This is a genomic window from Paraburkholderia kirstenboschensis (assembly GCF_032806925.1).
In the GTDB taxonomy this organism is placed as follows: domain Bacteria; phylum Pseudomonadota; class Gammaproteobacteria; order Burkholderiales; family Burkholderiaceae; genus Paraburkholderia; species Paraburkholderia kirstenboschensis.
This window is the reverse complement of the sequence record NZ_CP136513.1, coordinates 4,085,557-4,098,314: the sequence shown is the minus strand read 5'-3', so window position 1 is coordinate 4,098,314 and position 12,758 is coordinate 4,085,557. Positions and strand designations below refer to the sequence as shown.

Here is a 12,758-nt window from a genome sequence, read left to right as displayed (position 1 = left end):
ACTCCGGCTGCGCCGTCAACAGGTTTTTGTTACTGACTGAACCTGCTGCGACCGCTGGAAGCCTTGCCACTGCTGGCTCTCCCGCTTCCCGTGCCCCGGCGTCCGGAGCACGAAAGAGTGAGATTCTAGCGAGCCGATCAGCGGCTTGCAAGCGTTATCTGCTTTTATTCAAGGCGCCTTTTCTATCCGGCCAACTTCTTCCGCAACGGCAGGTTTGGCACCCGGCACCAACGTACCGCCAGCGGTTGCTCCGATGGTCCAGTCGTGCAGCACCGTGTACGCGACTGCCAGCAAGGTCGGCCCGATAAAAACACCGAGGAAGCCGAAAGCGAACGCGCCGCCCAGAATACCCAGCATGACCAGGATCAACGGCATGTCGCTATTCTTGCCGATCAGAATCGGCTTGATGACGTTGTCGGACATGCCGACAACGAGAACACCCCACACCACCAGGAAGACCGCCCACCCTGTCGCACCGCCGTGGTAGAGCCAGATTGCCGCAGGCAACCATACGATCACCGGGCCTCCCGGGATTACCGACAGGAAAAACGTCGCTAGTCCGAGTAACGCAGGCGCCGGCACACCAGCGATCCAGCAGCCGAACCCCGCAAGAATTCCCTGAACGAGCGCAGTGCCCAGAATTCCATAGACGACGCCCTTGACTGTACTGCCCGCGAGCGCCAACAGGTAATCGGCACGCTCACCGGCGATACGCCGCATGCCCGCGTTCAGCCACGCGCTCGCACCCTCTCCGCCGGTATAAAAGAAAAAAGCCAGCACGATGCTCAGCGCCAACAGGCCAAGACCGTGCGTGACCGCAATGGCTGCCGCAAGGATCCACCTGCCGGCGGGCGCCGCAAGCGTACGCAACTGCGCTATCAGTTCGGAATTGCTGCTTGTCAGACGCTCCCAGAAGCTCTCGATGCTCGACCCGATCACCGGAACGCGCGCTATCCAAGGCGGCAAATCGGGCAAACCTGCTTCGAACAACCTTTGAACCAGAGCAACTATGTCGTGAACGTGCGCGCCAAAAGCAAACCCCGCGTAGACGAACGGCCCGAGAACCACGATCAGAATAATGAACACAATCAACGTGGCAGCCGACTTGCGCCTACCGCCAAGTGCCGAAGTCAGCCTGCGGTAGAGTCCCCAGGAGCTGTAGCTGAGAATCGCGCCCCATAGCAAAGCGGTCGTGAATGGCGCGAGGACCAGCAACGAGCCGCCCACGAGAATGATCAGCGTGAACACCGCGGCCAGGCGTTCAATCAGTTGGTCCGATTTCACAATGAATCTCCCGTTACGCCAGACCGAGGCGACAAGTACGTACGCCCTGGTTCGGCGCCCGTCAAACCGGCCAGTATACAGAAGCCACTTTCGCTCTCTGACCGTCTTATATTATTTGACGAATTCACGGCGGAAGCACGATCGAACCTACGCCGACGGTCCGATTTTTCGCGCAGAAACGTCCGAATCGTTCCGGCACCGCGCGCCAAACAATATGGCGCCACGGAAACGACTACAATAAAAGGTTCTGTGCACCCAACTTCCGGATTTATGCGCTCGCGAATCGCCAAACGTCTCCCCCCCGATGCCGACAAGCTTGTCGGTCTCTCGCTCGCGCTTTTCGCGTCGGGCAGCCGCACCGAAGACCGCTTCTGGGAAGCGAAACTCGACGCGCTGCTGGCCAAAATCGTGCGCAACGCCAATCAGACTACGCTCGACGCAGCCCTCGACCATCTGCAGCAGAATCATCCCGACGCTTATGGCGCGCTGGCGGACATGGCGGAAACGCACAGCGAGTCGTTCGTCGTCGAGCATGAAGGCGTGGCTTATGAGGCGTTGCTGATTGCGGCACCCATCCTCGCCTGGACTCGCTACATGATTCCGTCAGGGCCGCTCAAAGCCGACGCTGCCGACGCTTTGCGCGCACACCTGCAGGCTCACGTGCTCGCAGCGAACACGCGTGTCGCCATGGCGCCATTCCTTTACAGCATCGACCAACTGCCGCGCCATCACGTCGAAACCTGGCGCATTGCCCAGCAGCTTGCACAGGCAGCCATGGCCGGCGGCAACCTCAAGCTCAACTTCGGCGAGCTGCCGGAAACCTCGCCTATTCTGGCTGACCCGCGCTTCCTGCTCGCCGTGGTCGCGGCGCCCGTCGGCGAGCCCACGTTTCGCTGGCAAGAGGAGGAGCACGGCACCCGCATCGAACGAGGGCAGTGCCTCGAGCAATGGGCCACGCAAGGCGGCGCCAACCTGTCGCTGGTGCTGCCCGGTTGCGAGTTCGAGTGTCTGTTGCCGGATGCCTATTACTCGGCATGCCGCGACGCCGACGAACGCGTGCGCCCTCACACCGTGCGCACCGCCGTGCGTTATCTGTTCGACACAATTGGCGCCGCGCCGCAGGACCTGCGCGCGGTGGTTGCGGGCTTCGGCGAGCGCCGCATCGACGAATACCGCGTCGGCTTTACGCGCCGCGGCAGCAATGAGGTGATCTACGGCGTCGTATGGCCCCTGTATGGCCGCGAAAACGGTGAAGCCGGCATCGACGAGGAGCCGGAGGAAACCGCACCGCCGGACGCTCCCCTCGAGGAAATCGTCGCGCTGCTCAAGGAAACCGGCGTGACAGACGTGCGCCGCCACGCAGGCCGGTTCGAGCCTGAATATTGCGATGACTGCGGCGTGCCGTTGTACGCCGATCCGCTCGGCGAGATTGTCCACGCGGAAATGCCGGAAGACGCCGAACCCGCGCAGCCGCACTTCCACTAGGCAGCCGCGCGCCTTCGGCGTATCGCAGTTCGTTGACAAGCCCCGCCGCGTGCGGGGTTTTTTGTGCGTCATTCTTCCTATGCCTTTTGGACAGGCCGTCAAATCGAAGGGAATTTGTCATCATAGGGACGGCGACGCATCGCACACCCGCCCGGACCCAACGCCTGGCGAATGCATCGCGCCACTTCGCCCGATTCATCTGGAGACATGCATGCGATTCTCGATACTCAACTCAGACGCGGAACGACGCGACGGCCTCAAAGCGCTGTTACGGCAAATCAACCGGTTAGCGCGTTTTAACGAAGCACAAGACTGGCGCCAGGTCGAGCGCACGCTCAAGCGTCAGTGGCCCGACCTGCTCGTGGTCGACTGGCAGGACTGGATGTCGGTGATCGACATCCGCAACCTGCTTAGCCACTACCCGCATCTGCGCATTGCAGTGCTGACGGACAAAATTTCGCCGAAGGTGGTGAGCAATCTCATGGACGAGGGCGTGCTAGGCGTCGTGCCGCGCGAAACCGATCCGTGCCTGATCGTGCGCGCCTTCGAAATGGTGATGCTCGGAGGGCACTACGTGCCGTCCGGCGCGCTGGCGCTCAACCCGCCGCTCCCAGCGGATACCGCTATCCGCCCGTTCGACGAGAAGAGCCCGCCACCGCGCCGGACCAGATTGTCGAATGGACTCTCGCCTCGCCAGGAGCAGATCATGCGCTGCGTCCATATGGGCAGCACCAACAAGATGATCGCGCGCACATTGGGTATTAGCGAGGGCACCGTCAAGATTCATTTAACCAGCATATTCCAGCAGTTGGGCGCGCCGAATCGCGCCGCCGCTGTCGCGCTCTACAACGGTTGGCTGACAAACCACTTGCAAGTGCTGCGCAGCAACGCAGAAAGCCTGCTCCGGCCCGTCATGGGCCAGGCCGGCTCGGTGCCGCTGCGGCGCGCCACACGGCGGCGCTTCCAGTACCCGCTATCCGCCAACGATTCAACCGCTCCCTTGCCGATGGCAGCCGAACCGGGCACGCCCTATGACGACGCGTCCGCGGCGGAGCTCCCGTCCGAGCCGGTCACGGAGGGCTCCACGTGAGGTGATGCCTGCGCGTCAGTAGCGTGATGCGCGACTTGTGCCAGCGCGTGCATCGGCTGGCATGGAATCCGCTCACACCTTTTCTCGTCCAACGAGTAATATGAGACTCATGGGTTTCCTCTACACACCGCTTCCGTTCTGGATCGCTGTCGGTGGCTGGATTGTCACTGCGATAGTGGTCGCGCTCGCGCTGTGGAAAAACCCTTTCAAACGACTTCAAGACGGCACGTTGCAACATGTCTGGCTGGCGATCATCGTCGCCGTGTCGGTACTGTGGGCCAGCAACGCCTGGCTCGACGACGGCACCGTCATGCACCTGCTCGGCGCAACCCTTGTCGTGACGCTATTCGACTGGGCGCTGGCTTTGATTGCAATGGCGGTGGTCACTGGCCTTGCCGGCCTGATCTTCGACGCTCCGTGGCAAGGCATCGCACTCACTTTCCTCGTGTTCGGCGCGGTGCCGGTCGGCATTTCGACATTGCTTCAGCGCGCAAGCATCGCGTGGCTGCCGCGCAATCTTTTCATGTTCATCTTCGGCCAAGGCTTCGTGTCGCCGGCTATCGCAGTGTCGCTCACCGCAGTTGCGGCGCTCGGCGTTCACGTAGCGCTCGCCGACGGCTCAGCGACCGTCGTGCCCGCAGGCTACGCGCTGAGCGTACTTCTCCTGGCCACCGGCGAGGCATGGTTCACGGGAATGTCCACGGCATTGATCGCCGTCTACCGCCCTGCCTGGGTCACCACTTATGATGTGCGGCGATACCGGCTCGGCGGACCACGCACGTGAGACCGGCGCGACGCTCAAGGCGCACTCCACGTGCTCGTGAGCTTGTCGCGCCAATGCGTTCACTCGCGCGCCGGGCATCGCAAAGCGCGGCGAAAACCGCGGCCGAAAAATAGTTGCGGCACGATTGAACTCAACCCTGCCGCCAGGCATCTTACGTGCCTCACGTCTCCATAACGCCTAACGAACTAGATGGATTGCACCAACGTACCGCGCCGATTGCTGCGGCTGGTCGGCCGGTTGGCAACACTCGCAGCGAGCCTCTCCTTCGCATGCACCGCGCCCGCATTCGCCGATCAACTTGAACAGCACAACGATCTCGTCAACAGATTTGTGAATGAAATGCATGCCGATCCGCTCGTCGCGGATTGCGCCGCGCATGGCAATTTTGTCGCGAGCACCTCGACCGCGTTCGATCATGTCGAGTTTCCACCAAGTTCGTTCGACAGCGCGCACGCCGCAATCACACCGTGGAACGATTCGTTCGACGAAGGCAAGCAACGCGTCAAGGTAGACAACATCGTCACCGTCGAAGGGCTCGGCATCCGTCAAAGCGGCGGGGGCGACGCTGCCGACCTGAAGTTCCGCTGCGGCTATGTCGGCGCGCAAATGTTGGCGTTCAGCTGGAACGACCCGGTGCCTCCGGCGCGGGCGCGCAGCTCAGAGCCATCACCGTCAGGCGCAGCATCGGGCAAACATCACGGGGCAAACGGCAAGCACGCGGCAAGCGGCAAAGGCGCGAAGAAGAGTTCCGCGAAGTCGTCGAAAAGCACTTCGGGCAAGTCGTCCAGCAAGAATGCGTCAGCGAAGAAAAAGCAGTAGGACCGGATAACGCTGTCAATCGTGTGAGCCACATTGCGCGCCGCCAGCGTTACTGAATTCGGCGATCCTGCGAATCCGCGACCACTATCGGCAAACCGGTAAGGCGCATGAACCGGCTGGCCGCTCAGACAGCCAACAAAAAAGGCACGCACGCAATCCATGTGTGCCCTCTTCGATGCGGCGAACTCAGGCAAACGTCTCCACGTGCCGCAAGATGGCTTGCAGCATCGCCGCACCGAGCGACGCACTGCGCTCGCCGTTCCAGCCCACCCGTTCGTCCGGCAAGTTGGCGTTGTCCTTGAACGGCATCTCGAGCGTCAATGAAAGGCAGCCGAACTCGTTGCCGATATATTTCGAAGCTAGCTTGAGCGCATCTTCGCGATACTTGCTCGCGGCGTACCCATACTTGTCCTGGAAATCAGGGCTTGCCTGTTTGAACGCTTCGATAAACGCCCTTTGTTCCTCGCCTTGCCGCTCAGTGAATCCCGGCAGCATCTCCGAGCCGGCCACGAAGACGTAAGGCAGCGCCTCATCGCCGTGAATATCGAAAAAGAGGTCGCAGCCGGTTGCGTGAATCGCCTCACGCACTACCAGCACCTCGGGACTGCGCGCGGCGTCCGGCTCCATCCACTCACGGTTCAGATTGGCGCCGGCCGCATTGGTGCGCAGGTTACCGCGCACGCTGCCGTCCGGGTTCATGTTCGGCACAATGTAGAACACCGCGTGATCGTACAGTTTGCGCGCAACCGGATCGCCCGCCCAATCGCCCCAGCCCACGAGCCGCTTCACGAGTCCTTCGATAAACCATTCAGCCATGGTCTCGCCGGGATGCTGACGCGCGATCAGCCAGATCTTTTTCCTGGCGACGTCGCCGGTTTGCGGTGTGCCGAGCGTGAGCAGCGACACCGGTCGGCCTTCGACGGTCCTGCCCAACTCGGTAAGCGTGGCCTGCGGCATCTGTTGAACTGCGCCGAGGAACTCGGAATGGCGTTCCTCGCTATACGGCTCGAAGTACGCGTAATAAATGCGATCGAATTCCGGCGTGTGGTCGATCGTCAGCACACGGCCGTCGTACGACGTGGGCACACGAAACCAGTTCACGCGGTCGTAGCTGGCGACGGCCTGGTAGTCGCGCCAGCCTTCCGCGAACGCGCACGCCGCCGCATTCTCGAAGGTCATCACGCAGCGCTCGCCCGCGGCGCCGGAGAGCCGGAAGTAGAACCATTGCGCGAACTCCGCGTGGCTGTCTGGCCGCACGCGCAAGCGGATATTGCCAGCCTCGGCGCAAGACAGCACCTCGATCGCGCCCGCGTCGAAGTTGCTCGTAATCGATGCACTCATGATGTCATTTCCTGCATATGTGGGCGGCAGTCCGCTGGGCGGCACCCCGCTGGGCGGCACCCCGCTTATTCAGCGACGCGGCGGCGAAATACGTACGTGGAATCGTTGGAGGCTTCGGCGTCGAACGCATAGCCTTCAGCGTCAAACCCCTTCAGCTGCTCCGGCTCGTCCAGGCGGTTTTCTACCGCGTAGCGCGCCATCAAACCCCGAGCCCGCTTCGCATGAAAGCTGATGATTTTGTAGCGGCCGCCCTTCCAGTCCTCGAACACGGGCGTGATGACCGGTGCTTCAAGCAGCTTCGGCTTGACCGACTTGAAATATTCGCCCGACGCGCAATTCACGAGCACACGCGATTTTGCCGCGCGTTTTTTCAATTGAGCGTTCAACGCCTGCGTGATCCGCTCGCCCCAGAACGCGTAAAGGTCTTTGCCGCGCGGATTGGGCAGGCGTGTGCCCATTTCCAGCCGGTACGGCTGCAGCAGATCGAGCGGGCGCAGCAAGCCATAGAGTCCTGACAACACGCGCACATGGTTCTGCGCAAAATCCAGATCTGCCGAGGACAGAGTCTTCGCGTTGAAGCCCTCGTACACGTCGCCATTGAACGCAAGCACGGCCTGCTTCGCGTTGTCCGTGCCGAAGCGCGGCGACCACTGCGCGTAGCGCTCGAAATTGAGGTGCGCCAGCTGGTCGGAAATGCTCATCAGCGAAGCGATCTGCTGTGGCGACAAACGGCGCAAACCGCCGATCAATTCGGCGGCATCGTCGACGAAATCGGGGATTGTGTGTTTTTTGACGTGCGGTGGAGTTTCGTAGTCGAGCGATTTCGCCGGCGACAGAACGATTATCATAGAGGCTTGCAGGCACGCCGTGCCTGGCGGTCAAAGACGAAAGCCAGATTGTAACGAATGCCCGGTTCCCATGCCTCACACAGCGCTTTGCGCGTCGTTCTCGATTCGAATGTCTGGATCGACATTCTCGTGTTCGACGACCCGCACACGCGGCCAATTCGCGCCGCGCTCGAAAACGGCACGCTCGCCGCACTGATCGACGCCCGCTGCCTCGCCGAACTCACTTACGTGCTGGACTATCCGCAATTCGTCGATCGCAACGTGGATAAGTCCGCCGCGCTCGCCGTCGTCGCGCGGCTCGCACAAGTGGTCGAGCTCGACGGCGAGCCCGAAGACTCACGGCCGTTGCCGAAATGCAAAGACCGCGACGATCAGAAATTTCTCGAACTCGCGCACGCCGCCCACGCGGACTGGCTCGTGTCGAAAGATCGCGCGGTGCTGAAACTCGCGAAGCGGATCGCACGCGATTTCGGGTTTCAGATTGCACAGCCGGCGCCGTTCGCCGCTTTGCTTGCTGGTCCGATCAGCGGTTCGACAAGCGGGGCCGCCGCACCGGTGGAAAGTCCGGTATAACCCTGGCCGAACGGCCAACGGCACACCGCGGGCGCGCACGCACTGCCGCTATTCCCTACAATCAGGCTTCGCCGGTTTGAAAACGATGCCCTCGTCCACTCACTCGTCACGCCCGAATAGCGCCATGAATGCACCTCACGACACGCCCATGAGTCCCTCGTTTCCGTCGCGTCTGCCGAATGTGGGCACGACGATCTTCACCGTTATGAGCGCGCTCGCCGCCGAAAAAGGCGCAGTCAATCTCGGCCAGGGCTTTCCCGACTTCGGCTGCGATCCACGAATCGTGGATGCGGTTGCGAGCGCGATGCGCGACGGCCACAACCAGTATCCGCCGATGGCGGGCGCCGCGCCGCTGCGCGAGGCTATCTCGGACAAGATCGCAAACGTGTACGGCCGCCGCTACGACGCCACCACCGAAATAACGGTCACGGCCGGAGCGACGCAGGCACTGCTCACGGCGATTCTCTGCGCGGTCCATCCCGGCGACGAAGTGATCGTGATCGAGCCGACGTATGACAGCTACCTTCCGTCGATCGAACTGGCGGGCGGCAAGCCGGTATTCGTCACGCTCGACGCCCCGGACTACGCGATCCCGTTCGACAAGCTCGCCGCCGCGATCACGCCGAAAACGCGGCTACTGCTGATCAACACGCCGCACAATCCGACCGGCACCGTCTGGCGCGCCGAAGACATGCGCAAGCTCGAAGAAATCGTGCGCGGCACCAACGTGCTGATCCTGTCGGACGAAGTATATGAACACATGGTCTACGACGGAGCGCCGCACGAGAGCGTGGCCCGTTATCCGGAACTGGCGCAGCGCAGTTTTGTCGTGTCGAGCTTCGGCAAGACGTATCACGTGACTGGCTGGAAAGTCGGCTATGTCGCGGCGCCGGCCGCGCTCACCGCTGAATTTCGCAAAGTGCATCAGTTCAACGTGTTCACAGTGAATACGCCCATGCAGATCGGACTGGCCGAGTACATGACGGACCCGGCGCCCTATCTCGAACTGCCGGCGTTCTATCAGAGAAAGCGTGACTTCTTCCGCGCCGGCCTCGCGAATTCACGCTTCAAACTATTGCCGTGTACCGGCACGTACTTCCAGTGCGTCGATTATTCGGCAATCAGCGATCTGCCCGAAGCAGAATTTGCACAGTGGCTGACGGGCGAAATCGGCGTCGCGGCCATTCCCGTGTCGGCCTTCTACCACGAAGCGCATGAGTCGGGCGTCGTGCGCTTCTGTTTCGCGAAGCAGGAAAGCACGCTCGCCACCGCGCTCGAACGGCTCGCGCGCCTCTAGCATGTCACGCGCGATGCTGCGAACGAACCCACGTTCCTCGCCATCGCGCGCAACCGTCAACACGTGCGTTACGCATCGCGGTTCGCGTTGGATCTCACAGGGCTATGCGTCAGGCCGGACGCGACGCCGCAATGTACGCCTTCCGGTCTTCGGTCACACGCTGCGCGGCGGGGCGGCTGTTGATCGTCGTCACGTAGCTCTTCCAGTCGAGACCCGCGTCGAGCAGGAAATCGCGACCGTAGATTGCCTGCGTGGCCATGCCGACGAGCGGCAAACTCACGTAGCCCGCTGCGTCCGCGACACTGAACCGTTCCCCACACAAATACGGTGTGAATCTGGCGATCCGCCTGAAGCCCGCAATGTGATGCGCCAGCAGCTTCTTGACCCGGCCCTTGGTTGCGTCGGTCAGCGTGCCGCCGAAAAATGCTTCCTTGTACAGATTGCGTGCCGTCAGTTCCAGGTGCACGTCGACGAACATGATCAACTCGCGCTCCTTGGCGGCCTCCCATGGATCGGCGGAAAAAATCGGCTTGTCGGGAAAGCGCGCGGCCAGGTACTCGACAATACATTGCGATTCCGAAAGATCGCCCTCTTCGGTTTGCAGATAAGGTACTTTGCCAAGCGGCGAGTGTGCGAGCATGGCCTCGTCCTGGCTCGGCTGTACGAACACCTCCTCGAACTCTATGCCGTGTTCGAGCAGAACGAACTTCACCTTGTTGTAGTAGTTGGAGAGCGCGAACCCGCAGAGCCTGATCATCGTTGTCTCCTTCCTTTTGGGTGTGTGAGACCGCCGAATGGATGGAAGGCGGCCTTCGGGCGATCGTCAAATGAATTGTACGAGCGCGCTATTCTAAAATAACCATGGAGTCGAGCAACACAATGACCTCTCGCAACTTCAGCATAGAGACCATCGGCATTGTCGGAACCGGAGCAATGGGCCGCGGCATCGCACAGATCGCTGCGCTCGCGGGCCTCACCGTGCGTCTGTACGACGCCAACCCCGCCGCTATCGGCGCCGCACGCGACTACCTCGCCGAAACTTTCGCCAAACTGACCGCCAAAGGCAAGCTCGAGCAGGCGCGCTCGCTCGCGGCGCTCGCCAACGTCACGGCCGCGCATGCCATCAACGATCTGGCGGATTGCGATCTGGTCGTCGAGGCCATCGTCGAGAAGCTGGAAGTCAAGCAGGCGCTCTTTCGCGAGCTCGAGACCGTGGTGAGCGGACGTTGCGTGCTCGCGTCGAACACGTCGTCGCTATCCATCACGGCAATCGCGGCCGGCTGCACGAATCCCTCGCGCGTGGTCGGCTATCACTTCTTCAATCCGGTCCCGCTGATGAAAGTCGTCGAAGTGATCGACGGCCTGCGCAGCGACCGCCATGCAGGCGACGCATTGATGGACCTCGCGCGCCGCATGGGCCACACGCCGGTGCGTGCGAAAGACATGCCCGGCTTCATCGTCAATCACGCGGGCCGCGGCATGAACACCGAGGGTCTGCGCGTGGCGGGCGAAGGCGTGGCGAGCTTCGTCGATATCGACAGGATCATGCGCGAGCAGGCGGGCTTTCGTCTCGGCCCGTTCGAATTGCTCGATCTGACCGCGCTCGACGTATCGCATCCGGTAATGGAGTCGATCTACCATCAGTTCTATGAAGAGCCGCGCTTCACGCCCTCGCCTATCACCGGCACGCGGCTCGCGGGTGGACTGCTTGGCCGCAAGACGGGCGAAGGTTTTTATCGTTATGAAGACGGCAAGCAGCAGGCGCCTGCCGAAGCCCCCGCACCGGCCACGCTGCCGGCAAGCGTATGGGTCAGCAAACGCTATCCCGAGGCGTACCGGGCCGTCGTTGAACTCGTCGGCAAAGCCGGCGTGAAGCTCGACGACGGCGCCTCGCCCGCTGCGGACTCGCTGATCGTCGTCACGCCGTTCGGTCACGACGCGACCACGGCCGCGGTCGACGAAGCGCTGGACGCGAGCCGCGTCGTGGCTATCGACGCGCTCTTTCCGCTCGTCGGCGCGCAGCGCCGTACGTTGATGACCACGCCCGCGACAACCCGTGCCGCGCGTGACGCAGGACAAGCGCTTTTTTCGGCCGATGGCGTGCCCGTCACCGTGATTCGCGATTCCACCGGCTTCGTCGCGCAACGCGTGGTGGCTACGATTGTCAACATCGGCTGCGATATCGCGCAAAAGCAGATCGCGACGCCGGAGGACATCGACCTCGCTGTCACGCTCGGCCTCGCCTATCCACGCGGGCCGCTCGCGCTCGGCGACGCGCTCGGTGCGAAAACCATCCTCACTATCCTGCGCAATATGTTCGACGTGCTCGGCGATCCACGCTACCGCCCCTCGCCGTGGCTCGCGCGACGCGCGCAACTTGGCATGTCGCTGACTCAGTGCGACGCCGCCGACACTCAAACAGAGAACACGGAGACCCGACAATGAGCGCCGAACTGCTGACCTCGCGCCCCACCGAAAGCGAATCGACGCTAGTACTCACGCTGTCGAACCCGGGTGCACGCAACGCATTGCACCCCGACATGTACGCGGCCGGCATCGAGGCGCTCGATTCCGTGGAACGTGATCCGTCGATCCGCGCCGTGGTGATCGCGGGCGCGGACAATTTCTTCTGCGCTGGCGGCAATCTGAACCGTCTGCTCGAGAACCGCGCGAAAGATCCTTCAGTCCAGGCGCAGAGTATCGATTTGCTAGCCGAGTGGATCTCGGCGCTGCGGCTCTCTTCGAAACCTGTGATTGCCGCCGTCGACGGCGCGGCAGCCGGCGCCGGCTTCTCGCTGGCTCTGGCATGCGACCTGATCGTCGCGGCCGACGACGCCAAATTCGTGATGTCGTATGCCCGCGTCGGCCTCACGCCCGACGGCGGCGGCTCATGGTTTCTCGCGCAAGCCTTGCCTCGCCAGCTGGCGACGGAAGTGCTGATCGAAGGCAAGCCGATCGGCGCGGCACGCTTGCACGAACTAGGCGTCGTCAACAAACTGACGAAGCCGGGCACCGCGCGCGATGCCGCAGTCGCATGGGCCGACGAACTCGGCAAGATCTCGCCGAACTCGGTCGCGCGTATCAAGACACTCGTCTGTGCCGCCGGCACGCAGCCGCTTTCCGATCATCTGGTCGCAGAGCGCGATAACTTCGTCGCGTCGCTGCATCATCGGGAGGGCCTCGAAGGCATTTCTGCGTTCCTCGAAAAACGCGCGCCCGTTTATAAGTGAGCGAGGG

General features: G+C 62.2%; 12 protein-coding genes. 8 read left to right on the top strand and 4 right to left on the bottom strand.

The features are described from left to right. Positions 1–168: 168 nt before the first annotated feature. Positions 169–1,284: an AI-2E family transporter gene (locus RW095_RS41070; protein WP_317021236.1), complete on the bottom strand. Its 1,116-nt coding sequence runs from the start codon at positions 1,282–1,284 to the stop codon at positions 169–171. A gap of 270 nt (positions 1,285–1,554) precedes the next feature. Between RW095_RS41070 and RW095_RS41065 the strand changes: the two genes are divergently transcribed. The 4 genes from RW095_RS41065 (at position 1,555) to RW095_RS41050 (ending at position 5,462) form a co-directional block, all read left to right on the top strand. After that, a complete protein-coding gene (locus RW095_RS41065) occupies positions 1,555–2,769 on the top strand; it encodes a DUF2863 family protein (RefSeq protein ID WP_317021235.1) in 1,215 nt (404 codons plus the stop codon). Positions 2,770–2,980: 211 nt separating this feature from the next. Further along, positions 2,981–3,859, top strand: coding sequence for a response regulator transcription factor (locus RW095_RS41060; RefSeq protein ID WP_317021234.1), 879 nt, complete (start codon positions 2,981–2,983; stop codon positions 3,857–3,859). Positions 3,860–3,968: 109 nt separating this feature from the next. Continuing rightward, entirely contained in the window at positions 3,969–4,643 is a 675-nt protein-coding gene (locus tag RW095_RS41055) for an energy-coupling factor ABC transporter permease (RefSeq protein ID WP_317022858.1), read from the top strand. 189 nt (positions 4,644–4,832) lie between these two features. Then, positions 4,833–5,462: a BspC domain-containing protein gene (locus RW095_RS41050; RefSeq protein ID WP_317021233.1), complete on the top strand. Its 630-nt coding sequence runs from the start codon at positions 4,833–4,835 to the stop codon at positions 5,460–5,462. Positions 5,463–5,648: 186 nt separating this feature from the next. Here RW095_RS41050 and RW095_RS41045 read toward each other — a convergent pair whose 3' ends face one another. Both RW095_RS41045 and yaaA read right to left on the bottom strand, forming a co-directional pair. Next, positions 5,649–6,803 (bottom strand): M14 family metallopeptidase, encoded by a 1,155-nt coding sequence (locus RW095_RS41045; protein ID WP_317021232.1) that lies wholly within the window; start codon positions 6,801–6,803, stop codon positions 5,649–5,651. Positions 6,804–6,868: 65 nt separating this feature from the next. Beyond that, positions 6,869–7,651, bottom strand: a complete 783-nt coding sequence (gene yaaA / locus RW095_RS41040) for a peroxide stress protein YaaA (protein ID WP_317021231.1) — start codon at positions 7,649–7,651, stop codon at positions 6,869–6,871. Positions 7,652–7,708: 57 nt separating this feature from the next. Here yaaA and RW095_RS41035 point away from each other — a divergent pair, with 57 nt between their 5' ends. After that, positions 7,709–8,224, top strand: a complete 516-nt coding sequence (locus RW095_RS41035) for a putative toxin-antitoxin system toxin component, PIN family (RefSeq protein WP_317021230.1) — start codon at positions 7,709–7,711, stop codon at positions 8,222–8,224. Between the two features lie 124 nt (positions 8,225–8,348). Continuing rightward, positions 8,349–9,521, top strand: coding sequence for a pyridoxal phosphate-dependent aminotransferase (locus RW095_RS41030; protein ID WP_317021229.1), 1,173 nt, complete (start codon positions 8,349–8,351; stop codon positions 9,519–9,521). 109 nt (positions 9,522–9,630) lie between these two features. Here RW095_RS41030 and RW095_RS41025 read toward each other — a convergent pair whose 3' ends face one another. Further along, complete coding sequence (locus RW095_RS41025; RefSeq protein WP_317021228.1) at positions 9,631–10,278, bottom strand: glutathione S-transferase family protein; 648 nt, start codon at positions 10,276–10,278, stop codon at positions 9,631–9,633. A 122-nt stretch (positions 10,279–10,400) separates the two neighbouring features. Here RW095_RS41025 and RW095_RS41020 point away from each other — a divergent pair, with 122 nt between their 5' ends. Continuing rightward, a complete protein-coding gene (locus RW095_RS41020; RefSeq protein WP_317021227.1) occupies positions 10,401–11,966 on the top strand; it encodes a 3-hydroxyacyl-CoA dehydrogenase in 1,566 nt (521 codons plus the stop codon). Continuing rightward, positions 11,963–12,751, top strand: a complete 789-nt coding sequence (locus RW095_RS41015; RefSeq protein WP_128594732.1) for an oxepin-CoA hydrolase, alternative type — start codon at positions 11,963–11,965, stop codon at positions 12,749–12,751. The genes RW095_RS41020 and RW095_RS41015 overlap by 4 nt, the downstream gene beginning before the upstream one ends. Positions 12,752–12,758 lie beyond the last annotated feature (7 nt).

What these genes read in the sequence shown, in the direction of transcription:
- RW095_RS41025 (WP_317021228.1), bottom strand. Translation starts at nt 10,278, where the DNA reads ATGATCAGGCTCTGCGGGTTCGCGCTCTCCAACTACTACAACAAGGTG.
- RW095_RS41045 (WP_317021232.1), bottom strand. Translation starts at nt 6,803, where the DNA reads ATGAGTGCATCGATTACGAGCAACTTCGACGCGGGCGCGATCGAGGTG.
- RW095_RS41035 (WP_317021230.1), top strand. Translation starts at nt 7,709, where the DNA reads ATGCCCGGTTCCCATGCCTCACACAGCGCTTTGCGCGTCGTTCTCGAT.
- RW095_RS41015 (WP_128594732.1), top strand. Translation starts at nt 11,963, where the DNA reads ATGAGCGCCGAACTGCTGACCTCGCGCCCCACCGAAAGCGAATCGACG.
- RW095_RS41030 (WP_317021229.1), top strand. Translation starts at nt 8,349, where the DNA reads ATGAATGCACCTCACGACACGCCCATGAGTCCCTCGTTTCCGTCGCGT.
- RW095_RS41055 (WP_317022858.1), top strand. Translation starts at nt 3,969, where the DNA reads ATGGGTTTCCTCTACACACCGCTTCCGTTCTGGATCGCTGTCGGTGGC.
- yaaA (WP_317021231.1), bottom strand. Translation starts at nt 7,651, where the DNA reads ATGATAATCGTTCTGTCGCCGGCGAAATCGCTCGACTACGAAACTCCA.
- RW095_RS41050 (WP_317021233.1), top strand. Translation starts at nt 4,833, where the DNA reads ATGGATTGCACCAACGTACCGCGCCGATTGCTGCGGCTGGTCGGCCGG.
- RW095_RS41065 (WP_317021235.1), top strand. Translation starts at nt 1,555, where the DNA reads ATGCGCTCGCGAATCGCCAAACGTCTCCCCCCCGATGCCGACAAGCTT.
- RW095_RS41060 (WP_317021234.1), top strand. Translation starts at nt 2,981, where the DNA reads ATGCGATTCTCGATACTCAACTCAGACGCGGAACGACGCGACGGCCTC.
- RW095_RS41020 (WP_317021227.1), top strand. Translation starts at nt 10,401, where the DNA reads ATGACCTCTCGCAACTTCAGCATAGAGACCATCGGCATTGTCGGAACC.